A 23227-nucleotide genomic window follows, 5' to 3' on the forward strand; every position below is an offset into this window, starting at 1 on the left:
GACAATCCCGGGATGACAAGGAGGGGACCGACGCTGCGCTGCTGGTGGGCGCTCTGGCTGTGGCTGGTACTCGCCTGTTCCGGCCCCGCCGCGCACGCCGAGGCTCTGATGCCGGGCGGAGGACTGCCGCCGGTGGTGGTCGGCAACCAGCAGGAAGCCAGCCTGGCGGAGCACAGCCTGTACTGGATCGACGAGAGCGGCACCATGTCGGTCGACCTGGTGGAAGCGCGGGCCGCGGAGATCCCCTGGCGCGTGCGCAAGCGCGAGAACCAGCGCGCCCCCGTCGGCGCGCTGTGGATCGTGTTCGACGCGGCCACGCCGCCCGGCCAGCCCTGGTTCCTCGAAGTCGGCTCCTCGGTGAACGACCGCCTGGAGCTCTTCTACCGCGATCGCGCCGGTCGCTGGGTGCTGCAGGAGGCCGGCTCCGGCATCGACGTGTCCGCCTGGCCCGTGCCGGGCCGGCTGCCCACCTTCACGCTCGCTGCGGACAGCGTCCAGCCGGTGCGCTACTGGCTGCGCGTGAACGACAGCCACGGCGACTTCGTGGCGCCGCTTTCGCTGCTGCGCCACGACGCCTTGCAGGTTCACCGCGAAGGCGAGGAATTCGTCCTGGGCTGCTATTTCGGCGTGCTGGCGCTGGTCGCCCTGGGGGCCTTCGTCAACGGGGGGGTGTTCCGCGACCGGGCTTCGGTGACGCTCGGCGTGTGCATCGTGCTGCTCGTGTTCGGCCAGCTCGGGCGCAGCGGGCTGGGTGGCCAGCATCTCTGGTCCGGTTCGAGCGCGTGGAACGACGTCGTGCTGGAACTCTGGCCGGGGGCTGGGGTGGCGGCGGGCCTCTGGCTGGTCAAGATCCTGACCGATCCCGCCCGCCTGTCGCGCGGGCTCGACCTCGGTGTGGAGGCGCTCATTGCCGCCCTCCTCGGCGCCACGGCGCTGCACCTGGTGATCAACAACGCGGCCAGTCTGACGCTGGTGCTGTCGCTGACGGGGCTGGCGCTCGTTGCGGTGCTGAGCATGGTCTTGTGGGGCTGCATCGCCGGCCGGGAACGGCATGTGCGGCTGGTGGCGATCGCCTTCGTGCCGGTGGCGGTGCTCGCGGTGTTTCCGCTCGGGCGCGACATGGGCCTGCTGCCGGCCAACGTGCTCACCCGCTTCGGCCTGTACCTGGGCGCGCTGCTCGCCGTGCCCATCCTCTACTACGCCGTGAACTCCCGCCTCATGGAGCGGCGCGAGGCCGAACTGCGGGCCAGCGCGCTGGTGCGGGCCGATCCCCTCACCGGCCTGCCGCACCGCCAGGCCATGACGGAGCGCCTGGACAGCAGCCTGACCCACGCCCGCACGCAGAAGCAGCAGTGCGCCCTGCTGTGCATCCGGCTGTCGAACCTGGAGGCGATCGGCGAGGAGTTCGGCCGCGAGGCGGTGGACAAGGCGCTGGTGGTCACGGCCTCGCACCTGCGGCGACTGAGCCTGGGCTACGACATGGCGGCGCGGCTCGGCCAGCGCGAGTTCGCGCTGCTGATCGAAGCGCCGACCACGCGGGAGGCGGCGATCTCGCGCGCACAGCAGCTGGTGGCCAGCGGCCTGCGCGAAGTGGCCGCGCTGCCCGGGGTGACCTTGCGCTACCACGTGACCTGGACGCTGCTGCCGCGGCCGCAGCTCGATGGCGCGGCCACGGTGCAGTGGGCGGTCGACGGACTGGACCTGATCACGCCCGAAACGCGCAAGGCGATCCGCTCGCTCGAGGTCGTCGAGGAAAGCGTGTTGCGCTGACCGGGGCGCAGGCCGCGCCGGCCGCCTTCAGGCCTGCAGGATCAGCTTGAGATCGTCCGCCAGCGCCTGCGCGCCGGCGCCGTAGCGCACGTACAGGCGCAGCCGGCCCTTGGGGTCGTACACGTAGCTCGCCGCCGAGTGGTCCAGGGTGTAGCTGCCCGGCGTGCTGCCCGGCGCCTTGCGATAGAACACCTTGAAATCCTTGGCCACGGCAGCGGTCTGCTCCGGCGTGCCGCGCAGGGCGATGAAATCCGGCCCGAAGTTGCCGACGTAGGCCTTGAGCAGCTCGGGCGTGTCGCGCTCGGGGTCGAGCGAGATCAGCACCGGCTGCACCTTGGCGCCATCCGCCCCCAGCAATTTCTTGGCCTCGGCGATCTCGGCCAGCGTGGTGGGGCAGGCGTCGGGGCATTGCGTGTAGCCGAAGAACACGATCACGGCCTTGCCCTGGAACTCGCCCACGCTGCGCACCTTGCCCGCGGTGTCGGGCAGCTTGAAGTCGCGCGCGTAGTCGGCGCCGGTGATGTCCACCGCCTTGAACGCCGGCTTGGGCTCGTCGCCGCAGGCGGCCAGCAGCGCGGAGGCGCCGGCGAGGGAAAGGAAGTCGCGTCGCAGCATGCTCACAGCAGGTAATGGTCCACCAGCAGGGCCGCGAACAGCACGCTCAGGTGGATGAGCGAGAAGCGGAAGGTCTTGCGCGCCAGCGCGTCGGAATATTCGCGCCAGAGGCGGAAACCGTACCACGTGAAGCCGACGCTGAGAACCAGTGCCGCCGCGAGGTACAGCCACGAGCTCATGCCGTAGGCGAAGGGCATGAGGCAGGCCGCGAACAGCACGATGGTGTAGAGCAGGATCTGCAGGCGCGTGAACTCGTTGCCGTGCGTCACCGGCAGCATCGGCAGGCCCGAGCGGCGGTAGTCCTCCACCCGGTACAGCGCCAGTGCCCAGAAGTGCGGCGGCGTCCACAGGAAGATGATCAGGAACAGGATCAGCGCTTCCGGGCCGACGTCGCCGCGCAGCGCGGCCCAACCCAGCACCGGCGGCATCGCGCCGGATGCGCCGCCGATCACGATGTTCTGCGGCGTCAGCGGCTTGAGGATCACGGTGTAGATCACGGCGTAGCCGATGAAGGTGGCCAGCGTGAGCCACATCGTCAGCGGATTGACCCAGGCATAGAGCAGCCAGGACCCCACCGCGCAGAGTGCGGCCGAGAAGACCAGCGTCTGCATGTCATTCAGTTCGCCCTTGGCCGTGGGCCGCCAGGCCGTGCGGCGCATCTTGGCGTCGATGCCCTTTTCCACCAGGCAGTTGAAGGCGGCGGCGGCGCCGGCGACCAGCCAGATGCCGAACGATGCGACGACGCCGACGCGCAGGTCGTCCAGCGAGGGCAGGCCCGGCACCGCCAGCACCATGCCGATGATGGCGCAGAAGACGATCAGCTGGATGACGCGCGGCTTCATCAGCGCGTAGTACTGGCGTGCGACCACGGCGTTCATGCGGACACCTCGCGCACGCCGGCGGGCTCGCGCGCCACCGCGCGCTCGCCCCGGCTTTCACGCAGCGCCCAGGTCAGCGCCACCACGAGGGCGGCCGCGCCGCCGGTGTGGGCCACGGCTGCCAGCAGCGGCCAGCCCAGCACCACGTTCGACAGCCCGCTCGCGAACTGCCACAGCAGCAGCAGCCCGATCGCACGCGCACTGCGGTGCAAGGGCCCGCCCCGCAGCCGCCAGGAGGCCACGCCGATCACCACGAACACGGCATAGGCCACGAGCCGGTGCGCATAGTGGATCGCCGTCAGGGCCGCGAAGTGGATCGTCTCGCCGGCACCGGTCATCCCGAGCGGCCGCCACAGCTCGAAGCCCTGGCGGAAATCCATCGCCGGCCACCAGCTGCCCTGGCAGGCCGGGAAGGTGCTGCACGCCAGCACCGCATAGTTCGTGCTGACCCAGCCGCCCAGCGCCACCTGCAGCCACAGGAGCACGTAGGCCGCGAGCAGCCAGTGGCGGGCAACCGCGGGAATGACGGACGCACCGCTGCCACGCTGCGCCTGCCGGTACGCCACCGCCTGCATCGCCAGCAGGGCCAGCAGCACCATGCCCCCGAGCAGGTGCAGGGTGACGATGGCGGGGAACAGCTTCATGGTCACCGTCAGGGCACCGAAGGCGCCCTGCAGGCAGACCCACGCCAGCGTCAACGCGGGCCAGCGGGGCTGCACCGGCACGCCGCGCTTGCGCTGCAGCCAGGTGGCGATGGCCAGCGTGGTGATCAGCACGCCGACGCCGGTGGCAAGATAGCGGTGGACCATCTCCACCCAGGCCTTGCCGTGCGTCACGGGCCCGGTCGGCATGCGCGCCTCCTCGGCGCGGATCTGCGCGATCGCGCCGGTGGGGCTCGCGTTGCCGTAGCAGCCGGGCCAGTCGGGGCAGCCCAGGCCGGAATCGGTCAGGCGCGTGAAGGCACCGAACAGCACGAGGTCGAAGGTGAGGAACAGGGTCAGCAGCGTCAGCGCCGCGAGGCGCTGCGCCGGCGCGGCCTGCTTGTTGCGCAGCCAGACCCAGGCGAGCGGCCCCGAGGCGACGGCGATGCCCAGCAGGGCCAGCCGCAGCACGGGGCTGAAGTCGTACAGCGAAGCGTCGACCATGTCAGTTCGCCGGCCGGCCGGGCTGGTCCCAGCCGGCGGAGGCGCGCATCAGGCGTTCGAGGTCCTTGCGCACCTTGGTGGCGCCGGCGACGTCCTGCGTGGGAGGGAAGCGCATCATCCAGTGGCCCATCGGGTCGACGACGTAGAGGTGGTCGGCCAGCTGCCGGCCGCGCGCGGGCGCCAGCCACTGGGCGAGCTGCGCCGCGTCGACGCGCAGCACGGTGGCCTGCACCAGCGCGGGCTTCAGCGCATCGCGCAGCGGCGCGTCGTCGGCCACCAGCCAGACCCAGTCCAGGCGCTCCTTGTCGCGGCCCAGCGCCTCGCGCAGTTGCCGCTGCAGGTACAGGTGGCGCTCGCAGGCGGCGTCGCAGGCGCCCCCGGCCACGCTCACCAGCAGCCACTGGCCCTGCAGCGTGGGAAGGCTCACGGGCCGGCCGGCGAGGTCGGTTCCGGTGATGGACGGAATCGGCCGCTGCGGCTCGATCAGCTCGCCGTAGCTGCTGCGCGTGCCGGGGCGCACGACGTAGTAAGCGAAGTAGGAAGCGAGCACCGGGGCCGCGCACACCAGCATCACCAGCAGCATCTTCCAGCGGCCGCTGCGCGTGCGCTGCTCGTCGGCGAGCGCGGCCTCCTGCGGCAGCGGCAGCGAGTGCACGGTCAGCCCGAGCGGCTGGTCAAGCGCGCCGGGCTTGGCGGCGGGGGACGAGGAGTTGGAACCAGACATAGAGGATCGCGATGAGCGCGGCGATGGCCCACCACTGGAAGGCGTAGCCGAAGTTCTTTTCCGCGCCGCTGCCGGCCTGCGGCCACTGGCGCAACAGGCCCTCGGAAGCCGTGCCGGTCTGCTGCACCGAATAGGGCAGCAGGGGCAGGCCGGTTTCCGCGCGGAACCGGGTCAGGTCGAGATTCTGCCGGATCGGCCCCTTCTCTTCCTTGTCGAAGGCATATAGCTTGGCGGGCGGCGGGGCCAAGCGGCCGCGGACCTCCACCACGCCGGCGGGCGTCTGCACCGGGGGAAGCGCTTCGCGCCGCTCGAAATTGCGCTGCACCCAGCCCCGCTGCACCAGGATCACGTCGCCGCGGCCGGCCAGGCGCAGCGGCGTCACGACGTAGAAGCCCGGCACCGCGTTCATCTGGCGGTTGTCGAGGAAGATCGTCTGCGCCGGCAGCCATTCGCCGCGCAGGACGACGGGCCGGTGCAGCAGCGCGTCGTCGGGAGCGATCTGCGCCGGGAGCGCGTCCTGCGCCAGGGGCGCCAGGCGGGCGCGCGCCTGCGTGGCGTCGTGGAGCGCGGTGCGCTGCTGGCCCCTGCCCCACTGCCAGAAGCCCAGGTTCACCGTGACGGCGATGCCGATGAGCGCGGCGATGGCGATCAGCGCACGCTTGAGCATTTCCGCTGCCGGCCCTCTATGATCCGTCGCATGAAGTGGTTCGTTCTCGCGGCCTTCCTGGCCATCATCGGCAGCCTCGGCTCCGCGCTGTACTTCATGATGCGCGACACCGGCCAGGACGGCCGGCCCAAGACCAGCAACATGGCGCGCGCGCTGGCGTTCCGCGTCGGCTTCTCGATCCTGCTGTTCGTGTGCATCCTGGTGGCGTGGAAGCTCGGGTACATCCACCCGACGGGGATTCCGCTGAAGTAGTTCCCGTGGCCGGAAAAAAGGACAAGGGCCGCTTGCGCGGCCCTTTCTGCTGGACCCCCGCCTGCGCGGGGGTGACGGAAAGGATCAGAGCCAGTACACCAGCGTGTACAGGAACAGCCACACCACGTCCACGAAGTGCCAGTACCAGGCGGCGCCTTCGAAACCGAAGTGGCGGTCCGGCGTGAAGTGGCCGCGCATCAGCCGGATGGTGATGAACAGCAGCATCAGCATGCCGACGATCACGTGGAAGCCGTGGAAGCCGGTGAGCATGAAGAAGGTCGAACCGTAGGCGCCGGACGTGAGCTTGAGGTTCAGCTCGGTGTAGGCATGGAAGTACTCGTAGGCCTGCACGCAGACGAAGGTGAAGCCCAGCAGCACCGTCAGCCACATCCACATCACCGTGGTGCCGCGCTTGTTCTCGCGCAGGGCGTGGTGCGCGATGGTCAGCGTCACGCCGGAGGACAGCAGCAGCGCCGTGTTGATCGTCGGCAGCCAGAACGGCGTCATCGTCTCGAAGGGCTCGATGGTGCCGGCCGGCGAGGCGGTGGCACCCGGCGCGACGCTGGGCCACACGGCCTTGAAGTCGGGCCACAGCAGCGCGTTGTCGACGCCGCCCAGCGCCGGCACCGAGTGCGAGCGCATCCACCACAGGGCGGTGAAGAAGGCGCCGAAGAACATCACTTCCGAGAAGATGAACCAGCTCATGCTCCAGCGGAAGGACAGGTCGATCTTGCGGCCGTAGTGGCCGGTCTCGCTTTCGCGGATCGCGTCGCCGAACCAGCCGAACAGGACCCAGAACAGCCACAGCAATCCGAACAGGAGCGAGAAGCGGCCCCAGCCCGCGCCGTTGATCCAGTTGGCCGCGCCGAAGATCACGAAGAACAGGCCGAACGCCGCCATCGCCGGGTGGCGCGACGGCTGCGGCACGAAGTAGTGGGGCCGGGTGCCCGGCGCTGCAGAGCTCATTTCTTTTCCTCTAGTCTCAATTCTTGACGACCCAGTTGACCAGGACGATCAGTCCGATCACGAACAGGATCACCAGGGTGAGTGCCACCGCGATGATGTGGAACGGACTCAGCTTGGCCAGATCCTGCTCGTAGCCGCTTCTCTTGCGGATGCCGAGGAAGGCCCACAGCACCGCCTTGATCGTGTGCAGCGCGCTCATCCCGCCCCGCCCGCCTTCGCCGGCACCGCGGCCTGCGGCGCCGGCGGCGTCTTGCCGCCCACCTCGAAGAAGGTATAGGACAGGGTGATGGTCGTCACGTCCTTCGGCAGCTTCGGATCGATCACGAAGGCCACCGGCCACTGTTTCTTCTCGCCCGGCTCCAGCGTGTACTGCTGGAAGCAGAAGCACTCCACCTTGTTGAAGTGCGGACCGGCGTTGCGCGGCGCATAGCTGGGGATGGCCTGGGCGGCCATCTTCCGGTCCTGCACGTTCTGGAATTCGTACATCACGGTCGCGAGTTCGCCCGGATGCACCCGCACCGACGCTTGCGCCGGCTTGAAGTGCCAGGGCCCGCGCGCGTTGGCGTCGAACTCCACGGTGATCGTGCGGCTCAAGTCCACCTGCGAGTTCGGCTTCGCCGTGGACGTGCCGGGCACCTGCCGTTCGCCCAGCGCCAGGATGTTGATGCCGAGCGCCTCGCACACGTGCTTGTAGATCGGGATCAGCGCGTAGCCGAAGGCGAACATGCCGGCCGCCACGACGACCAGCTTGCGCACCATCCTGCGGTTCTCGCGATCCACCAGCGCCATGCCTTACCTTCCCAGGAGGACCATCTTGGTCACGAAGCCGAGAAGGAACACCAGCGCGATCGACGCCAGGATCAGCGCCAGCCGCAGGTTGGCCTTCTTGCGATCGTCGTCGTTCGCCATCGTCATCGCCTGCGCCTTCAGTGCACGCCGGCCGGGTTCTCCGGCTGCACGCGCGCATCGAGCACGCGGGTGGCCGTCGCGTCCAGGCGCGGGGGCGTCTCGAAGGTGTGGAAGGGCGCCGGCGACGGCACTTCCCATTCCAGGCCCTCGGCGCCCTTGCCGTCGGCATCGTTCCACGGACGCTGCGCGGCGGGCGTGCCCTGGCCGCGCATCATGGGCAGCGCGACGAAGAAGAAGAAGTACACCTGGGCGAAGCCGAAGAAGAAGGCGCCGATGGACGCCACCGCATTGAAGTCGGCGAACTGCATCGGGTAGTCGGCGTAGCGGCGCGGCATGCCGGCCAGCCCCAGGAAGTGCATCGGGAAGAAGGTGACGTTGAAGGAGATCAGCGACCACCAGAAGTGGATCTTGCCGCGCGACTCGTTGTACATCACGCCCGTCCACTTGGGCGCCCAGTAGTAGAAGCCGGAGAAGATCGCGTACAGCGAGCCGGCCACCAGCACGTAGTGGAAGTGCGCCACCACGTAGTAGGTGTCCTGCAGCAGCAGGTCGATCGGCGCCATGGCCAGGATCAGGCCGGTGAAGCCGCCGATGGTGAACACGAAGATGAAGCCCACGGCGAACAGCATCGGCGTCTCGAACGTCATCGAGCCCTGCCACATCGTCGCGATCCAGTTGAAGATCTTCACCGCCGTCGGCACCGCGATCAGCATCGTGGCGTACATGAAGAACAGCTGACCCGTCACCGGCATGCCGGTGGTGAACATGTGGTGCGCCCACACGATGAAGGACAGGATCGCGATCGAGCTGGTGGCGTACACCATGGAGGCGTAGCCGAACAGGCGCTTGCGCGAGAAGGCGGGCACGACCTGGCTGATGATGCCGAAGGCCGGCAGGATCATGATGTAGACCTCGGGGTGGCCGAAGAACCAGAAGATGTGCTGGTACATCACCGGGTCGCCGCCGCCGGCGGGGTTGAAGAACGTGGTGCCGAAGTGGCGGTCCGTCAGCGTCATCGTGATGGCGCCGGCCAGCACCGGCATCACGGCGATCAGCAGGTAGGCCGTGATCAGCCAGGTCCAGCAGAACATCGGCATCTTCATCAGCGACATGCCGGGGGCGCGCATGTTGAGGATGGTCACGATGATGTTGATCGAGCCCATGATCGAGCTCGCGCCCATGATGTGCAGCGCGAAGATCGCGTAGTCCATCGAGGGGCCCATCTGCAGCGTCAGCGGCGCGTAGATCGTCCAGCCGGCCGCGGGGGCGCCGCCGGGCATGAAGAACGAGATCACCAGCATCAGCGCGGCCGGGATGAGCAGCCAGAAGCTGAAGTTGTTCATCCGCGCGAAGGCCATGTCGGGCGCGCCGATCTGCAGCGGGACCATCCAGTTCGCGAAGCCCACGAAGGCCGGCATGATCGCGCCGAACACCATGATGATCCCGTGCATCGTGGTGAACTGGTTGAACAGCTCGGGGTTGAACAGCTGCAGCCCGGGCTGGTACAGCTCGGCGCGGATGAACATCGCCAGCAGCCCACCCAGCATCAGCATGGTGAACGAGAACAGCAGGTACAGCGTCCCGATGTCCTTGTGGTTGGTCGCGAACACCCAGCGCTGCCAGCCGGCGGGCGCGTGTTCGTGATGATCGTCGTGGTGGCCGGCGTGGCCGTGCGGGTCGAGAACAGCGCTCATCTGATTTCCTTGGGTTCCTCTGCCGCGGTTTACTTGCCGCGCTGCGCCAGCACTTCGGCGGGCTGCACGATCTGGCCGGTCTTGTTGCTCCAGTGGTTCTTGGTGAAGCTGATCACGGCCGCGAGGTCCGTGTCGCTCAGCTGCTTCCACGGCGGCATCGCGTTGCGGCCATTGAGCACCACCTGGATCTGCTTGGTCTTGTCGGCGTCGTTCACGATCGGCGAGCCGTCCAGCGGCAGGATCGGGCCGGCGCCCTTGCCATTGGGCTGGTGGCAGGCGGAGCAGTTGGCGTTGTAGACCTTCTCGCCGCGGGCGGTGATGTCGGCCAGCGTCCAGACCTTGGCCGGGTCATCGGCCTTGGCGGCCATCACCTTCTTCTGGTCGTCGGCCCACTTGGCGAAGTCTTCCTGCGACAGCACCTTCACGTGGATCGGCATGTAGGCGTGCTCCTTGCCGCACAGCTCGTAGCATTGGCCGTAGAAATCGCCCACCTTCTCGCTGCGGAACCAGGTGTCGCGCACGAAGCCGGGGATGGCATCCTGCTTGACGCCGAAGGCCGGCACGCCCCAGGCGTGGATCACGTCGTTGGCGGTGGTGATGACCCGGATCTTCTTGTTGACCGGCACGACCATCGGGTTGTCGACCTTCAGCAGGTAGTCGTTCGGCACGTCGCTGCCCTGGGCGCCGGCGTTGGAGATCTCGCGGTGCACCGGGTCGATGGTGGACAGGAAGCTCACGCCCTGGGCTTCACCGGTGAGGTAGTCGTAGCCCCACTTCCACTGGTAGCCGGTGGCCTTGATCGTCACGTCGGCGTTGGAGGTGTCCTTGGAGGCGACCAGCACCTTGGTGGCCGGCAGCGCCATCAGGATCACGATGACGAAGGGAACGGCCGTCCAGAGCAGTTCGACCATCACCGATTCGTGGAAGTTGGCCGGCTTGTGGCCCACCGACTTGCGGTGCTTCCAGATGGAATAGAACATCACGCCGAACACCAGCACGAAGATCACGGTGCACGTGATCAGCATGAACCAGTGCAGCCATGACTGTTCGACGGCGATGCGCGTCGCGGCGGCATGCAGGTTCAGCTGGCGGACCGCGGGGCCGCCAGGCAGGTCCTGCACGGCGGCGGAGGCCGTGCCGGCCAGCGCGCCACCCAGCGTCAGCAGCGCCCCGATCTTCGAATTTCTCTTCATCGTTTTCAGCCTCAAGCCTCAGTTAACCCGTTCTTCTGACCTGCTCACGCTTCCCGCAAGGCCTGCCGCAGCTCCCGCGCCAGGGCCGGCCGCAGTTCCGGCCGCACGAAGCGCCCGATGTTCACCCGCTGCCCCTGGCCCGACACCTCGATCAGCGAGCGGTCGTCCGCTGCCGGCTCGACGCGCACCCAGTCGCGGTTGAACTCGGCGCGCTCCAGGCGACCCGCGCTCTCCAGTTCCACCACCAGCCTGCGGCCCTGCAGCAGGATGTGCTCGCGGTCCGCCGCGTGGCGCGCGTAGGCCATGAACGCGACGCCCACCGCCGCCAGCTCGACCCACGTGAAAGGCAGGACCAGCACCGCACCCTGGAACCAGAAGAAAGCCGCGATCCCGAACGACAAGACGCACAGCGACAGGTACAGCCAACCCAGCTGGGCGGGCGTGACCGAGCAGTTGCGGCCCAGGAACCAGTGGATGGCCTGCCCCTGGACGATGGCGAAACGGAATACGAGGTTCGACACGGCGCGGCGCACCAGAATCAGCCGCGCATTGTAGCCGCCCCGGATGTGCCACTTTTCGGTGCGGGGTGCATTGACATGCCGCAAGCAGCGTCGATTTGCTGCCCGCGAGGGCGGCGAGCGACGATCTCACGCGCGCCCGCGGCCGCCGCGCAACATCGTCCGCATGTCCGACAGCGGCACCGCGCTTTCCTCGCCCATGCGGGCGCGTGGCAGCGGCTTGATCGCGTGGCCGTAGATGATCTCGAAGGTGAGCGTGAGCTTGCCGTCGGCGCCCCGCAGGTGTTGCGCCAGTTCCTGCTGCAGCCGGGCCTGCCAGGCGCGCCCGCGCAGGGCCGGGAAGCGCGCCGGATGCAGGTTGGCGCCGAGTTCGCGCAATTCGGCCAGCAGCCGCTCGGGCGTGTCGAAGGCCAGCGTGATGCGTTCCATGTCCATCACCGGCTCGGCAAAGCCGCCGTGCACCAGCATGTCGCCCCAGTCGTGCATGTCGGTGAACTCGTGGCCGGGCGGCGGCCAGCCGAGCGCCGCATAGAGCGAGCGCAGTTCCCGGAGCGTGTCCGGACCGAGGCAGGAGAACATCAGGAAGCCGTCGACGGCGAGCGCCTCGTGCCACTGGCGCAGCATGGTTTGCGGATCGGCCGCGGTGTGCAGGCCCATGTTGGACCACAGCATCTGCGCGCCGCCGGCGGGCACGGCGCCGATCTCGACGGCGCCACCGCCGGCGATGCGCTTCCACCACGGCTTGCCCAGGCGCTCGCGCGCGACCGCGGCGCGTTCGGCCACCGTCTCGACCACGTGGGCCCGCGCCTGCGGATAGCGTTGCGCAACCAGCGCATGGGCCTCGAGGCCGCCGCGCACCGGCTCCCAGTCGGTCCAGGCCTGCGGTGCGCGCTTGATCCATTCCAGGCGCTCCTGCATCCGGCGGCCCACCTCCTCGTGCAGCCAGGGGCTGGCGGCGGGGGCCGCGCGTTCCCAGCGCGCGGCGGCGACGGGGTCGATGGTGGGGGGTCGTTCGGAGGATGCCATGGTGGGGGGCGCCCAGTATATTGACCCGCATGGTGCGATTCGCCCGGCTGTTGCAGCGCCTTGCCGAGCCGCCGGGCCGCTGCGCCGTCTGCGGCGCCTGGCCGGCGCAGCCCTTGTGCGATGGCTGCCGGGCACGCTTCGCAGGCCCGCGGCATCGCTGCGAGCGCTGCGCCCTGCCGCTGCCGGCCGGCGTGCGCACCTGCGGCGCCTGCGTGCGCGAGCCGCCGCCGCTGGACGCCTGCTTTGCCGCGGTCGATTACGCGTTTCCGTGGTCGGGGCTGGTGGGCCGCTTCAAGTTCCAGGGCGAGCCCGGCTGGGCCGCGACGCTGGCGCGGTACATGGGCGGGATTGCGGGCGTCGACCAGGAACTCGCGTGCGCTGATGCGGTCCTGCCGATGCCGCTCGCGCCGGCGCGGCTGGCGGAGCGCGGCTTCAACCAGGCTTGGCTGCTGGCGCGGCAGCTGGCCGGCCCGAAATCGGACGCCCACCTGCTGCTGCGGCTGCGGGAGACCGGCTCGCAGGCGGCGCTGGACCGCGCGGCGCGCCAGCGCAACGTGGAGGGAGCCTTCGGTGTCGAGCCCCTGCGGGCGAACGAGCTGAGGGGCCGGCGGCTGGTGCTGGTGGACGATGTGATGACGAGCGGGGCGTCCCTGCACGCGGCGGCGCGGGCCTTGCGGCAGGCGGGGGCGGCGCGGGTGTCCGCGGTCGTGCTTGCGCGCACGAGCTTGTAGGCTGGCGGTGACCGCGCGCAACGCGCGCCGGGAACCCCAGCGCTTCGCGCATCGCTGGGGTTCCGGCGCATGCGCGCGTCACCACCAGCCTACGGGTTGGCGATGCCCGGCGAGAATCCGACGATGTTCCACATCGTGCTCGTCACGCCCGAAATCCCGCCCAACACCGGCAACGTCATCCGCCTGGCTGCCAACACCGGCTGCACCTTGCACCTGGTCGAGCCGCTGGGCTTTTCGATGGAAGACCGCTACATGCGCCGCGCCGGGCTCGACTACCACGAGTACGCCGAGGTGCGAAAACACGCCAGCTGGGCGGCTCTGCTTCAAACCGAGCAGCCGGCGCCCGGGCGCCTCTTCGCGCTCACCACGCGCGCCAGCCGGCCGGTGCACGAGGTGGCCTTCTCGCCCGGCGACTGGCTCGTCTTCGGCTCGGAGACGCGCGGCCTGCCCGCGGCGCTGCTGGAGAGCCTGCCCGCCGCCCAGCGCCTGCGCCTGCCCATGCGCGCCGGCCAGCGCAGCCTCAACCTTTCGAACGCCGTGGCGGTCACGGTCTTCGAAGCCTGGCGCCAGCAGGGCTTCGCTGGGGCCGCCTGAGCCTTGTGCCTTGCGCGACACACGAAATACTTGCTTTCAAGCGGCTGTGTTTGAAAGGCGACGTACGGTCCCGCATCTGCTCCCTAACCGGCCCGATCAGGGCAGGCCAGGCAACCCAGACTCCTTTCTTCTTTGCCCGCTTCGTGCGGGCATTTTTTTTGGGCGCCGTAAGGAGCGGTTACCCTTTACGCGCTCAGGCGTAGCGCCGCGTCACCGATTCGGAGACACACACGGGCTTGTCGGCGCCCTCGCGCTCGACCGTGATCTCCCAGACGATCTGCATCCCGTTGTCCGGCAAGGGCTGGCACTCCAGCAGCTTGATCCGCGCGCGCAGGCGGCTGCCGGCCGGCACCGGCGCGGGAAAGCGCACCCGGTTGAGCCCGTAGTTGACGCTCATCCGGAGATGGCGGATCTCCAGGGCCGACTCCACCATCCTGGGGATCAGCGACAGCGTGAGGAAACCATGCGCGATCGTGCCGCCGAACGGGCCCGCCTTGGCGCGCTCCGGGTCGACGTGGATCCACTGGTGGTCGCCGGTCGCGTCGGCAAAGAGATCGATCTGCTGCTGCGTGACGGTGATCCAGTCGCTCACCGCGAGCTCCTGGCCCGTCAGCGGCGGCAATTCGGCGAGGGAGTCGAAGATCTTCATGCGGCGATTACAGCACCGGACTCACGCTTCCAGCCAGCGTGCGATCCCCTGCCACTGTTCGAGGTCGCGTTCGACCTTGCCCGGCGCCACGTCCCACAGCGTGAGCCCGCGCGCGGCCAGGTGCACGTAGTTCTGCGTCGGCCGCAGCAGGCCGAGGACCGGCAGCCCCAGGCCCTCCACGAACTCCTGCAGCTTGTCGGCGGCGATCGTGCGCGCGTCGACGCGCATGCCGACGATGCCCACCTGCATGCGCCCGGCCTTGCGCAGCAGCGCCAGTTCGTCGAGGAAGGCGCGCGTGGCATAGATGTCGAAGATGCTCGCCTGCAGCGGCACCACCACCTTGTCCGCGAAGCGCAGCGCCTCCTGCAGCAGGCGGCCCTGCATGCCCGCCGGAGTGTCAAGCACCACGTGCGTCGTGCCCTTGGGCGGTTTGGCGATCCGGCCTTCGCCCATCTCCCAGCTGCTGATCGCGCGCGCCTCGGGTGGCCGCAGCCGCAGCCACAGGCGCGAGGATTGCTGGCGGTCGGCGTCGCCGAGCATCACCCCGTGGCCGCGGCTGGCGAAGAATCCTGCGATGTTGGTGGCGATCGTGGACTTGCCCACGCCACCTTTCGGGTTCGCAACGACGACGACCGGCATGAACGGGCTCCTGAGTCGCGCGGCCCCGTCACAGGCCGCTTTGGGCTATGTTACAGGCATGGATGAGCCCGCCACCCGCCGCCCCGGTGTCTACGTGCTGGCCGCGCACCCCGACTGGCGCGAGTCGCGGGTGACCCGGCTGCTGCTGCAGCAGGCGCGCAGCGTCCCCGGCGTGGAGGTGTCCGACCTCTACGCGCTGTATCCCGACTACGACATCGACGTCGACACCGAACAGGCCAACGTGCAGGCGGCGGATCTGCTCGTGCTGCTGCACCCGATCCAGTGGTACTCGATGCCGGCCCTGATGAAACTGTGGCTCGACGAGGTGCTGCGCTACGGGTGGGCCTACGGGCGTGCGGGCACCGCGCTGCACGGCAAGGACCTGTGGCTCGTGGCCAGCACGGGCGGTCCCGAGACCTCCTACCATCCCCAGGGCTACAACCGCTATTTCTTCGATGCCTTCCTGCCGCCGTACGAGCAGACCGCAGCGCTGTGCGGCATGCGCTTCCTGCCGCCGCTGCTGCTGCATGGCGCACATCGCGCGGCGCGGGAGGAACTCGATGGGCACGCCCAGGTCTTCCGCGATCGGCTGGCGAGCTATCCGGACTGGCCGGAGATCGCCGAAATGGGCAGCTGCCCGATCACGGACGTGCCGGCCACCGACCGTCCCGCGCGCCAGGCCTGAATGGAACACGCACCGGCCTGGCTGACCAACAGCCTGATCTACCTGGCCGCGGCGGTGATCGCCGTGCCGCTCTCGCGCGCGATCGGCCTCGGCTCGATCCTGGGCTACCTCGCCGCCGGCATCGTGATCGGCCCCTGGGGCTTCGGCCTCGTCACCAACGTGGAAGACATCCTGCACTTCGCCGAATTCGGCGTGGTGCTGATGCTGTTCCTCATCGGCCTCGAACTGGAGCCGCGCCGCCTGTGGAGCCTGCGCCGGCCGATCTTCGGCTGGGGCAGCGCGCAGGTGCTGGGATGCGCGGCGCTGCTGTTCGCGGCCGCCATGATCGCCGGTGCCCCCTGGCGCATCGCGCTGGTGGCTGCCCTGGGGCTGGCGCTCTCGTCCACCGCGATCGCGCTGCAGGTGCTGGGCGAGCGCAACCTGCTGCCCACCAGCAGCGGGCGGGCGGGCTTTTCCATCCTGCTGTTCCAGGACGTTGCCGCGATCCCCATCCTCGCCCTGCTGCCGCTGCTGGGAGGAACGCGCGACACCGATGCGGGCGGCGACGGCGGCTTCGAGGCACTGTGGATCGTCGGCGTGATCGGCGGGATCATCCTCGGTGGCCGGCTCGCGCTGCGGCCCGTGCTGCGCTGGATCGCCAAGAGCCGCACGCCGGAGATCTTCACCGCGGCGGCGCTGCTGCTGGTGGTGGCGATCGCCGCCCTCATGCAGATGATCGGCCTGTCGATGGCGCTCGGCGCCTTCCTGGCCGGCGTGCTGCTGGCGGAAAGCGAATACAAGCGCGAACTGGAGACCGACCTCGAGCCGTTCAAGGGGCTGCTGCTCGGTCTCTTCTTCATCGCGGTGGGCATGAGCATCGACTTCGGCGTGCTCGCCCGCTCACCGGGCTGGATGGCGCTGATCGTGGTGCTGCTGCTGGCCCTGAAGTGCGCCGTGATCTGGGGCATCGCGAAGCCGATGGGCATTCCGCTGGCCGAACGGCCCGTGTTCACGCTCCTGCTGGCGCAAGGCGGCGAGTTCGCCTTCGTCGTGTTCCAGGCCGCGGCGGGCGCGAAGGTCTTCTCCGCACAGACCGCATCGCTCCTGATCGGCGCGGTGGCGGTCTCCATGCTGCTGACGCCGCTGCTGCTGCTGGCCGTCGACCGCTACCTGCTGCCCCGCTTCGCCGACGGCGAGCGCCGCCTGCCGGAGCTGAGCGAGCCGCAGGCCGCGCCGGTCATCATCGCCGGCTTCGGCCGCTACGGCCAGATCGTCGGCCGCATGCTCAATTCCGAAGGCATCGCCTCCACCGTGCTCGATCACGACGCCGACATGGTGGAGGCTGCGCGCTCATTCGGCTACAAGGTCCACTACGGCGACGCCACGCGGCTCGACCTGCTGCGCACCGCGGGCGCGGAGACGGCGCGCGTGCTGGTCGTTGCCGTCGACGACAAGGAACAGTCGCTGCGCATCGTGGACCTGGCACGCGAGAACTTCCCCCAGCTCGAACTGGTGGCCCGCGCCCGCGACGTGCCGCACTGGAATGCGTTGCGCGACCGCGGCGTGATGCGCGTGCAGCGCGAGCTGTTCGAATCCAGCCTGCGCAGCGGGCGCACGGTGCTGGAGCTCCTGGGGCAGACGCCGCACCAGGCGCGCCAGCACGCGATGCGCTTTCGCCGCCACAACCTGGCGCTGTTCGAGAAGATGTACCCCGAGCACCGCGACCGCGCGCGCATGATCGCGGTGGTCAAGGAAGGGCGGCAGCAGTTCGAGGAACAGATGGCGCGCGAGCGGGCCGAGAACGAGGCGCGGCGCAAGCGGGGGGATGAGCGGATGCCGGGGTGGGATGAGACGATGCATTAGCGACTGCGCGCGCGGACCGATTTGCCGGCATCAGCGGGTCTCGACGAATCTGTCAGCTGCCGCCACGCCTTGTCGCGAGCCTATGTCTCACACCGCGGGAACACCAGAACGTCTCCGTTCTGAAGCTTGATCGCGGTGATGCCGGAACGTGTCGGCAGGATGCGGCCGCCTTGGTAGGCACTCATTGGAATTCCGGCGTCGTAGTCGCCACCGAAGCAACTCGTCCTCTTCAGCATTGCACCGCCATCCGGAAACGATTCTGGATCGTTGACGAGCTTCGAGAACGCCAGTGCGTTCATTGCGTCAACTGCACCGGCGATCCCCTTTTCCACATGGTCCCGATACAGCCGATAGTCCTCGTGCTTCCAGTTCCCAAGCGCCTCCTCTTTCGTGACGCCCGGAATCGAGACAGGAAGATAAAACACGTTTTGGTCCATCAGCTCCGCGCCGCCAGGGCCGATCAACCTGGCCCGCACATGGATCCGAAGCCGTGAGAGGTCGACGGACATGGTCTGGCGCAAGAGGAATTGCATGACCGCCGACAATGACGCTCCCCGGGCGGATTCGACGGCGCCTTCCGACGACGAACTGGCCATGACTACGTCGGTGATGCGCATTGGCGTCTGCCTGGATGCGAGCGCAGTGAATTCGCGCTGTGCGACTGAACGCGCATATTCCTGGCTGGGAATATGCCCTTCCCGAGCGAGCAGTTCCAGGCTTTCCCTTCTCTGCGCTTGCGCGTCCGCTCCCACCAGCGCGCCGATCAACCCCGCGGCAATGGCTCCTCCCACGATACCCGCTGGTGTGACTGCCTGAAGCGGGGTCAATCCGGGTGCCGGAAGGCCCGCTACGGGAGCGTGTTCCGCGTCGAAGCGCGTACCGCTGGCGAGCGAACTCGCACCGGGGGCAATCACCACAACACGGGCCTGCGGAACCTTCGACACGGCTTCGGAGGACAAGTCATGGGATTGCGGCACTGACGCGCATCCGACAACGAAGAAAGAAAGAACAAACACCGACAGGACGTATTTCTGGGTCATGAATCAGCTCTGGGTGATGACAGCTAACGTCAACGTTCCAAATGCAGCGCCGTTCCACCACGAGGCGTGTGCTCGGACGCACCGCACGCAGCGCAATGCTGGTGTGCGTCCGTGTTGGACGACCCGCTAAAGCGCACTGGCACGGAGTTACTCTAGGCAGTCGTCTCGGTCGAAGATTCTCCAAGCCGTAGATTCTGCCGAAACTATTCAACTCTAGAAAAACGGCACCCTGCAGTTGGAGGGGAAGCGAGCGGTCGGAACCCGGAAACGGTAGCCGCGCCGAGCGCGTTCACGTCCGAGCCGAGTAGTTGGATAAACACAGCACCCGTCTCGGAATCGTAGGAGCATCGCCCGAGAGCAAGTGAATGAAGCTCCTCCGTTCAATGGCAGCCTATTGCGCGGAGCCCGTTGAGGACGTCAGCGGACAACTCGGGTCCGGCGGATGTGAAATGCCGCTCCTTCATGCGCTCAACGTCGGAGTTGACCGGCACGCACCGGCATTGCGCCGCGAGTCGTATGCTCCCGCGCAGGGCTTGTGGCGCAATGCCGGTGCGTGTCCGTGTCGAACGACCTGACCTGTTAGGCGCGATTAGGACCGCCATTTTCCCCCAATCCATCTTCTTCGAGTCGGGGTAAGCGATCGGCCGCGCGCTGCCGGAATGTCTTGTCATCCAATGCATAAATGTACGCAGGGAGGCCTCCCCCTGGGTAACACGCGATCCAAAACGCCCGTGCTACCGCCACAGCGTCTGCGAGTGCATTCTCCGCGCGCACGAGCCACTCCTGTGGTGTGCAGATGATCGGCGCCTTCGACGGTCCGAAGTGCATACTAGCGTCCCTTACTTCTTTGGTTTCGGCAAGAAACCGGCGGAACGGCTCCTGACGCTGCGCTTCGTCAATAATGCGCAAGGGCTCTGCGCATCCGTCCGGATCAATGCAGGATACCGTTCAAGTTTGAACTCAAGACTGAGATAGCGTCCTTTCCGCATCCCTTGCAGTTGTTCGAGCACCGTTGGACCCGTTGCGCTCCGACTTGCTTCAGTTCCGACGCTGTTTACAAGGGACTCGACGAAGGCCACGGCAGTTAGAACTGTCAGGCGTGCGTACGTGCCGACGTTCATGTTTAGGCGTGTCAGCGTCCGGTGAGCAGTGGCGAGCTCACTCGCCGAACCCGGCTCTTTCGTCCTTCTTCGCTCCGCCCACATTCGATCATTGGCTTGGCCCACCAGGGCGTAAAGGAAGAATGCGTCATCGAGTAGCGCTACCTCCTCCGTTGCCGCCGTGCCTGCGTGAACGCCAACACCAACACGGGCTTGGCCAGGCAAATCAGTGGGCAACCAAAGGATCGGCGGCTCGAACCGCTCCGCCAACCAGCCATAGGTGATGCCGTACCTCCAGACGTCGTAGTCTTTCCCGAGACGGATGAAATCGCGGCCAATTTCCTCGGGCGCGTGACGCGGCCGAATTCGGCCGCTCGGTGGCGTCCCCTTCTCTAAAATTGAACACAGCGCCACGCCTCGCTCCATAACCTCCTCGGGCGGGGCAGTTCGAATGAAGTCACCGACCTCATTCAGCATTTCCCGAACTTTGGGATTCACGCTGCCTCTCTCACAGGCGTCGAGCCCGAAATACAGCCCAGCGTATCCGTGAAGATACGCAAGCCGCTGCCTGACCTCTTGAGAGCGCACTCGGCAGTCCCTAACGTGAAGGTGACCGGCACGTTGCGGTAGGGGGCCGCACAGTGCAGGATTTCCAACGGCACTGTGCGGCCCCTTGCCGCAATGTGTCCAAGTCGACCGTTCTGTTAGACCTCAGGCTACGCATACGTGTGTGCCCTCACGGCATCTTGACACGGAAGCCCTCCATCACCTGGTTGAACAATGCCGCTCCCTCTTCTCTTCCAGGGTTGCACACCATCTGGAAATTCAGGACCTTCCGAGGGGTGACATAGCCAACATAGATGAACAGGTTATGCCCTTCGGCCTCCGCAGAATAGCTCGTCTCCCAGCCGATTCCGCCTGGGTGGGGCCGAACTGAGCGTGTCAGCACCTTCACGCGTCCTGGGAATTGCTGCTCGTGTGCTTCGATTCGGCTGTCGATGCACACGTTTGCGAGTTCTTCCGCCTTCTCGTCTGGAACGGCGAAGAACTGAACACTAAGAATGATCGCAGCGCCGGTCTTGTCGGAGTAGAAGTTCAGCGTCTTTGGGTCAGGACTTGGGTACGACTGCCAGTGATCCTGCAGGTCCAAGCTGAACTCGTTGTACGTATGGCGAACGATCCCGTCGGAGCGACTCTCCTTAGGCGGCGTGGGCGCGGGAACAGAGAACTTGTAGCTAATCTGCATGGCGCCTCCTGAGGTCTAACGTCGGAGTTGACCGGCACGCACCGGCAAGGCGCCGCAAGACGTATGCTCCCGCGCACGGCTTGCGGCGCCTTGCCGGTGCGTGTCCGCGTCGAACGACCTGTTAGACCGCATGCCTCACACGCTCGGATTGCGACCGCGGCGCTCGTGCCAGAACGCTACGACTTCGAGCGTGTTGCCCCTCACGCGGTAATACACGAAATAGTGAATTCGGCCCAGATAGAGCCGTCGCACGAGCTCCGATCGGGACGTTTCCACTTTGCTCCCGACGCCAGGTTCGCGAACGAGCAAATCGAGAGCGCCGCGAAGATCCGCCATGACTGCGCCTGGAGCGGCTGGTCGGTTCTCAGCCCACCACGCAGCCGCTGCGCCGATCTGGCGTTCTGCGCGGGCCTTGATGCGGACCTGGAGGGCCAAGTTCAGCAGAAGCGCTGAAGCCGCGCGAAGAGTTCCTCGGCGGAGATTCCTTCTTCCGCGTCGGCTTCGTCCAGAGCCTGGAGCAACTCCGCCTCTTCCTTGGACGAAAGCTTCACCGCGGGCTCGTTGTCGCGGGTGAGGATGGTGACGGTCGTACCTTCGGGAAGGTCAAGGCCCTCCACCACGACCTTTCCATTCACGACGATACCTGTAGCCAGCTGCATAGGCAAATGGTACTCCGATCGGCCACCACGGTCCACGCTGCGGTCTAACGTCGGAGTTGACCGGCACGCACCGGCAAGGCGCCGCAAGACGTATGCTCCCGCGCACGGCTTGCGGCGCCTTGCCGGTGCGTGTCCGTGTCGAACGACATGTTAGACCGCAACGCCCTCATGCTTGCGCAGCTCTCAAGAAGACGCCCACTCCGAGACCTGCAACGCCACCAAGCATCGCACCGATTGAGCTGTAGAAAAACGCCACGCCTGCAAAGAGAGTTCCAACGACGATCCGCTCCACTGCGGAATACCTAGGCCTATCAGTGTGCTGTGAGATGACATCAACCAATTTGAGGCCAGGCCTCCGTTTCCTCACGAGCTGCAAAAGCACCCATAGCAAGAGGGCGACGACGACCGCAGCGCGAGAAAAATTGACGAGGACGGAGCCGAAGAGTCTCTGGTTCGGCACCAGCAGCCCAGCGACGAAGGCGACGGTTGCAGCCGCCACACCAATGCGTGATTGGTGCGCCCAAACCCAACGAAACGCGGGAAGTGCGAGGCTCATGGGAGAACGTTTCATAACTTGCGGTCTAACGTAAAGGTGACCGGCACGTTGCGGCAAGGGGCCGCACGGTGCAACGATTTCCAGCGGCGCCGTGCGGCCCCTTGCCGCAACGTGTCCGCGTCGACCAACAAGTTAGGCATCGCGGGCAACCCACTGGCTCAATGGATGATCCTGCGGAGCCAAGCACGCCAAGCTCGCTCGAAATTCCTTCGACCAAAGAATGGCGTTAGGAATGAATGCGGAGTGAAATGTCTCCGGCTGCGCCCCAGGTCCGACCCGATACAGCGCCACCCCACGCTCACCCTTCGGGGGCCAGTAATCGCGCACCTCGACGGGAGTGCGCCACTCTACGAGAGCCCTGCGTCCCCCGAAGAAATGCCTGGCCTGAACACCCTCAGATGAGAGCGTGACCCACACCCGTAGTTTGAAGAGCGGATAGACAAGCAGTTCGACGATGACAACGCTCAGAACGCCAAAAGCCGCGACTTCCGTGGTGAGCACACCGACAAACACAGCTCCAGCAGAGAAGACTACTGCGACCAAAGCCAGGAGCACGTACCGCTCACGGAGGTACTTGGCAGGTATGCGAAACGAATGTTCCAAGGTGCAGATGATACGAACGGCTGGTCTACGCTCAATGACTATAGTGACGCCTAACGTTGGAGTTGACCGGCACGCAGCGGCAGGGCGCCGCGGGCCGTATGCTCTCGCGCACGGCTCGCGGCGCCCTGCCGCTGCGTGTCCGTGTCGAACGACCTGTTAGACCTCACAGTCATCTGCCCTCCCTCCAGGCTTTTGCGTTGAGCGCCTCCACCTTTGCGTCGAGCTCCGCCTGCGCGCTGTCGGGAGACGCGGCGCTCGATCCCTTCATCGCGTCGTACATAAACGCGGCGATGACCGAGCGGACAGCGTGAATGGCGTCGTGCCGATTGAGCCCTTCTCTCTGCAGCCTTTCCACTGTACGGCAGGTGGGCGCATGCGCTTCCGCAATTTGGTTCTCGACGATTGTCACCGACCGCCGTAATGAAGCCACCCATGTTCGGCATATTGAAGCCAGCAACAGCGTGGTAAACGGGCATCCCGAGGGTGGTTACGCAGTGGCCGATTTTGCAGGCTTTTGGAGGCCGTT

At 67.1% G+C, this 23227-nt stretch carries 29 protein-coding genes; 6 read left to right on the forward strand and 23 right to left on the reverse strand.

The features are described 5' to 3' along the window. The first annotated feature begins 12 nt into the window (after positions 1–12). Positions 13–1770 (forward strand): sensor domain-containing diguanylate cyclase, encoded by a 1758-nt coding sequence (locus tag JI746_RS16380; RefSeq protein WP_201690943.1) that lies wholly within the window; start codon positions 13–15, stop codon positions 1768–1770. A 27-nt stretch (positions 1771–1797) separates the two neighbouring features. Here the strand turns inward: JI746_RS16380 and JI746_RS16385 are convergent, their stop codons facing one another. From JI746_RS16385 to JI746_RS16405, 5 genes are read right to left on the reverse strand one after another with little or no spacing between them, the layout of a single operon-like run. Beyond that, entirely contained in the window at positions 1798–2385 is a 588-nt protein-coding gene (locus JI746_RS16385) for an SCO family protein (RefSeq protein ID WP_201691015.1), read from the reverse strand. 2 nt (positions 2386–2387) lie between these two features. Further along, positions 2388–3263, reverse strand: a complete 876-nt coding sequence (cyoE, locus tag JI746_RS16390) for a heme o synthase (protein WP_201690945.1) — start codon at positions 3261–3263, stop codon at positions 2388–2390. Further along, complete coding sequence (locus tag JI746_RS16395; protein WP_201690947.1) at positions 3260–4408, reverse strand: COX15/CtaA family protein; 1149 nt, start codon at positions 4406–4408, stop codon at positions 3260–3262. Before JI746_RS16395 ends, cyoE begins: the two co-directional genes overlap by 4 nt. A gap of 1 nt (position 4409) precedes the next feature. Beyond that, positions 4410–5132 carry an SCO family protein gene (locus tag JI746_RS16400; RefSeq protein ID WP_201690949.1) on the reverse strand — a complete coding sequence of 241 codons (723 nt, stop codon included), beginning with the start codon at positions 5130–5132 and terminating at the stop codon, positions 4410–4412. Next, complete coding sequence (locus JI746_RS16405) at positions 5083–5799, reverse strand: SURF1 family protein (protein ID WP_201690951.1); 717 nt, start codon at positions 5797–5799, stop codon at positions 5083–5085. The genes JI746_RS16400 and JI746_RS16405 overlap by 50 nt, the downstream gene beginning before the upstream one ends. Positions 5800–5829: 30 nt before the next feature. On the opposite strand from JI746_RS16405, the gene JI746_RS16410 reads away from it, so the two are divergent. Further along, positions 5830–6051: a twin transmembrane helix small protein gene (locus tag JI746_RS16410; protein WP_201690953.1), complete on the forward strand. Its 222-nt coding sequence runs from the start codon at positions 5830–5832 to the stop codon at positions 6049–6051. Between the two features lie 84 nt (positions 6052–6135). Here JI746_RS16410 and JI746_RS16415 read toward each other — a convergent pair whose 3' ends face one another. The 8 genes from JI746_RS16415 to JI746_RS16445 form a co-directional block, all read right to left on the reverse strand. Continuing rightward, on the reverse strand, positions 6136–7017 hold the full coding sequence (locus JI746_RS16415; protein WP_201690955.1) for a cytochrome c oxidase subunit 3: 882 nt from the start codon (positions 7015–7017) through the stop codon (positions 6136–6138). A 16-nt stretch (positions 7018–7033) separates the two neighbouring features. Further along, positions 7034–7216 (reverse strand): DUF2970 domain-containing protein, encoded by a 183-nt coding sequence (locus tag JI746_RS16420; protein WP_201690956.1) that lies wholly within the window; start codon positions 7214–7216, stop codon positions 7034–7036. Beyond that, positions 7213–7806 carry a cytochrome c oxidase assembly protein gene (locus JI746_RS16425; protein WP_201690958.1) on the reverse strand — a complete coding sequence of 198 codons (594 nt, stop codon included), beginning with the start codon at positions 7804–7806 and terminating at the stop codon, positions 7213–7215. The genes JI746_RS16420 and JI746_RS16425 overlap by 4 nt, the downstream gene beginning before the upstream one ends. 3 nt (positions 7807–7809) lie before the next feature. Beyond that, the gene (locus JI746_RS27705) at positions 7810–7932 is read right to left on the reverse strand and encodes a cytochrome oxidase small assembly protein (RefSeq protein WP_236599878.1); all 123 of its coding nucleotides are present in this window, start codon (positions 7930–7932) and stop codon (positions 7810–7812) included. A gap of 11 nt (positions 7933–7943) precedes the next feature. Continuing rightward, on the reverse strand, positions 7944–9620 hold the full coding sequence (gene ctaD / locus JI746_RS16430) for a cytochrome c oxidase subunit I (protein WP_201690960.1): 1677 nt from the start codon (positions 9618–9620) through the stop codon (positions 7944–7946). A 29-nt stretch (positions 9621–9649) separates the two neighbouring features. Then, positions 9650–10813 (reverse strand): cytochrome c oxidase subunit II, encoded by a 1164-nt coding sequence (gene coxB, locus JI746_RS16435; protein WP_201690961.1) that lies wholly within the window; start codon positions 10811–10813, stop codon positions 9650–9652. Between the two features lie 44 nt (positions 10814–10857). Then, the gene (locus JI746_RS16440; RefSeq protein ID WP_201690963.1) at positions 10858–11334 is read right to left on the reverse strand and encodes a DUF2244 domain-containing protein; all 477 of its coding nucleotides are present in this window, start codon (positions 11332–11334) and stop codon (positions 10858–10860) included. 126 nt (positions 11335–11460) lie between these two features. Then, complete coding sequence (locus JI746_RS16445; RefSeq protein ID WP_201690965.1) at positions 11461–12357, reverse strand: class I SAM-dependent methyltransferase; 897 nt, start codon at positions 12355–12357, stop codon at positions 11461–11463. 29 nt (positions 12358–12386) lie between these two features. On the opposite strand from JI746_RS16445, the gene JI746_RS16450 reads away from it, so the two are divergent. Then, complete coding sequence (locus JI746_RS16450) at positions 12387–13088, forward strand: ComF family protein (RefSeq protein WP_201690967.1); 702 nt, start codon at positions 12387–12389, stop codon at positions 13086–13088. 123 nt (positions 13089–13211) lie between these two features. Then, a complete protein-coding gene (gene trmL / locus JI746_RS16455; RefSeq protein ID WP_201690969.1) occupies positions 13212–13682 on the forward strand; it encodes a tRNA (uridine(34)/cytosine(34)/5-carboxymethylaminomethyluridine(34)-2'-O)-methyltransferase TrmL in 471 nt (156 codons plus the stop codon). Between the two features lie 193 nt (positions 13683–13875). Here the strand turns inward: trmL and JI746_RS16460 are convergent, their stop codons facing one another. Both JI746_RS16460 and JI746_RS16465 read right to left on the reverse strand, forming a co-directional pair. Beyond that, on the reverse strand, positions 13876–14331 hold the full coding sequence (locus JI746_RS16460) for a MaoC family dehydratase (protein ID WP_201690971.1): 456 nt from the start codon (positions 14329–14331) through the stop codon (positions 13876–13878). A 21-nt stretch (positions 14332–14352) separates the two neighbouring features. Beyond that, positions 14353–14970, reverse strand: coding sequence for a ParA family protein (locus tag JI746_RS16465; protein WP_201690973.1), 618 nt, complete (start codon positions 14968–14970; stop codon positions 14353–14355). A gap of 58 nt (positions 14971–15028) precedes the next feature. Between JI746_RS16465 and kefF the strand changes: the two genes are divergently transcribed. Both kefF and kefC read left to right on the forward strand, forming a co-directional pair. After that, on the forward strand, positions 15029–15655 hold the full coding sequence (gene kefF / locus JI746_RS16470) for a glutathione-regulated potassium-efflux system oxidoreductase KefF (RefSeq protein ID WP_201690975.1): 627 nt from the start codon (positions 15029–15031) through the stop codon (positions 15653–15655). Further along, positions 15656–17497: a glutathione-regulated potassium-efflux system protein KefC gene (gene kefC, locus JI746_RS16475; protein WP_201690977.1), complete on the forward strand. Its 1842-nt coding sequence runs from the start codon at positions 15656–15658 to the stop codon at positions 17495–17497. An 80-nt stretch (positions 17498–17577) separates the two neighbouring features. Here the strand turns inward: kefC and JI746_RS16480 are convergent, their stop codons facing one another. The 8 genes from JI746_RS16480 to JI746_RS16515 all read right to left on the reverse strand — a co-directional run bounded on the left by JI746_RS16480 (position 17578) and on the right by JI746_RS16515 (position 23110). Continuing rightward, positions 17578–18537: a hypothetical protein gene (locus tag JI746_RS16480; protein ID WP_201690979.1), complete on the reverse strand. Its 960-nt coding sequence runs from the start codon at positions 18535–18537 to the stop codon at positions 17578–17580. Between the two features lie 839 nt (positions 18538–19376). Then, complete coding sequence (locus JI746_RS16485; protein ID WP_201690981.1) at positions 19377–20135, reverse strand: hypothetical protein; 759 nt, start codon at positions 20133–20135, stop codon at positions 19377–19379. Positions 20136–20373: 238 nt separating this feature from the next. Continuing rightward, positions 20374–20883, reverse strand: coding sequence for a hypothetical protein (locus JI746_RS16490; RefSeq protein ID WP_201690983.1), 510 nt, complete (start codon positions 20881–20883; stop codon positions 20374–20376). A 135-nt stretch (positions 20884–21018) separates the two neighbouring features. After that, positions 21019–21318 (reverse strand): type II toxin-antitoxin system RelE/ParE family toxin, encoded by a 300-nt coding sequence (locus tag JI746_RS28370; RefSeq protein ID WP_201690985.1) that lies wholly within the window; start codon positions 21316–21318, stop codon positions 21019–21021. 2 nt (positions 21319–21320) lie between these two features. After that, positions 21321–21542, reverse strand: a complete 222-nt coding sequence (locus JI746_RS16500; protein WP_201690987.1) for a hypothetical protein — start codon at positions 21540–21542, stop codon at positions 21321–21323. 166 nt (positions 21543–21708) lie between these two features. Further along, the gene (locus JI746_RS16505; RefSeq protein ID WP_201690988.1) at positions 21709–22098 is read right to left on the reverse strand and encodes a hypothetical protein; all 390 of its coding nucleotides are present in this window, start codon (positions 22096–22098) and stop codon (positions 21709–21711) included. A gap of 132 nt (positions 22099–22230) precedes the next feature. Further along, positions 22231–22701: a hypothetical protein gene (locus tag JI746_RS16510; RefSeq protein ID WP_201690989.1), complete on the reverse strand. Its 471-nt coding sequence runs from the start codon at positions 22699–22701 to the stop codon at positions 22231–22233. A 169-nt stretch (positions 22702–22870) separates the two neighbouring features. Beyond that, positions 22871–23110: a hypothetical protein gene (locus tag JI746_RS16515; RefSeq protein WP_201690990.1), complete on the reverse strand. Its 240-nt coding sequence runs from the start codon at positions 23108–23110 to the stop codon at positions 22871–22873. Positions 23111–23227: the final 117 nt, after the last annotated feature.

This window comes from Ramlibacter alkalitolerans (assembly GCF_016722765.1).
Taxonomy (GTDB): Bacteria; Pseudomonadota; Gammaproteobacteria; order Burkholderiales; family Burkholderiaceae_C; genus Ramlibacter; species Ramlibacter alkalitolerans.

Bases quoted from the DNA above. Each gene is read 5' to 3' on its own strand.
- JI746_RS16405 (WP_201690951.1), bottom strand. From the start codon at position 5,799: ATGCTCAAGCGTGCGCTGATCGCCATCGCCGCGCTCATCGGCATCGCC.
- JI746_RS16420 (WP_201690956.1), bottom strand. From the start codon at position 7,216: ATGAGCGCGCTGCACACGATCAAGGCGGTGCTGTGGGCCTTCCTCGGC.
- JI746_RS27705 (WP_236599878.1), bottom strand. From the start codon at position 7,932: ATGACGATGGCGAACGACGACGATCGCAAGAAGGCCAACCTGCGGCTG.
- JI746_RS16425 (WP_201690958.1), bottom strand. From the start codon at position 7,806: ATGGCGCTGGTGGATCGCGAGAACCGCAGGATGGTGCGCAAGCTGGTC.
- JI746_RS16380 (WP_201690943.1), top strand. From the start codon at position 13: ATGACAAGGAGGGGACCGACGCTGCGCTGCTGGTGGGCGCTCTGGCTG.
- ctaD (WP_201690960.1), bottom strand. From the start codon at position 9,620: ATGAGCGCTGTTCTCGACCCGCACGGCCACGCCGGCCACCACGACGAT.
- JI746_RS16385 (WP_201691015.1), bottom strand. From the start codon at position 2,385: ATGCTGCGACGCGACTTCCTTTCCCTCGCCGGCGCCTCCGCGCTGCTG.
- JI746_RS16445 (WP_201690965.1), bottom strand. From the start codon at position 12,357: ATGGCATCCTCCGAACGACCCCCCACCATCGACCCCGTCGCCGCCGCG.
- JI746_RS16500 (WP_201690987.1), bottom strand. From the start codon at position 21,542: ATGCAGCTGGCTACAGGTATCGTCGTGAATGGAAAGGTCGTGGTGGAG.
- JI746_RS16480 (WP_201690979.1), bottom strand. From the start codon at position 18,537: ATGACCCAGAAATACGTCCTGTCGGTGTTTGTTCTTTCTTTCTTCGTT.
- JI746_RS16450 (WP_201690967.1), top strand. From the start codon at position 12,387: ATGGTGCGATTCGCCCGGCTGTTGCAGCGCCTTGCCGAGCCGCCGGGC.
- trmL (WP_201690969.1), top strand. From the start codon at position 13,212: ATGTTCCACATCGTGCTCGTCACGCCCGAAATCCCGCCCAACACCGGC.
- JI746_RS16505 (WP_201690988.1), bottom strand. From the start codon at position 22,098: ATGAGCCTCGCACTTCCCGCGTTTCGTTGGGTTTGGGCGCACCAATCA.
- JI746_RS16465 (WP_201690973.1), bottom strand. From the start codon at position 14,970: ATGCCGGTCGTCGTCGTTGCGAACCCGAAAGGTGGCGTGGGCAAGTCC.
- JI746_RS16490 (WP_201690983.1), bottom strand. From the start codon at position 20,883: ATGCAGATTAGCTACAAGTTCTCTGTTCCCGCGCCCACGCCGCCTAAG.
- kefC (WP_201690977.1), top strand. From the start codon at position 15,656: ATGGAACACGCACCGGCCTGGCTGACCAACAGCCTGATCTACCTGGCC.
- JI746_RS16460 (WP_201690971.1), bottom strand. From the start codon at position 14,331: ATGAAGATCTTCGACTCCCTCGCCGAATTGCCGCCGCTGACGGGCCAG.
- cyoE (WP_201690945.1), bottom strand. From the start codon at position 3,263: ATGAACGCCGTGGTCGCACGCCAGTACTACGCGCTGATGAAGCCGCGC.
- JI746_RS16410 (WP_201690953.1), top strand. From the start codon at position 5,830: ATGAAGTGGTTCGTTCTCGCGGCCTTCCTGGCCATCATCGGCAGCCTC.
- JI746_RS16400 (WP_201690949.1), bottom strand. From the start codon at position 5,132: ATGTCTGGTTCCAACTCCTCGTCCCCCGCCGCCAAGCCCGGCGCGCTT.
- coxB (WP_201690961.1), bottom strand. From the start codon at position 10,813: ATGAAGAGAAATTCGAAGATCGGGGCGCTGCTGACGCTGGGTGGCGCG.
- kefF (WP_201690975.1), top strand. From the start codon at position 15,029: ATGGATGAGCCCGCCACCCGCCGCCCCGGTGTCTACGTGCTGGCCGCG.
- JI746_RS16415 (WP_201690955.1), bottom strand. From the start codon at position 7,017: ATGAGCTCTGCAGCGCCGGGCACCCGGCCCCACTACTTCGTGCCGCAG.
- JI746_RS16395 (WP_201690947.1), bottom strand. From the start codon at position 4,408: ATGGTCGACGCTTCGCTGTACGACTTCAGCCCCGTGCTGCGGCTGGCC.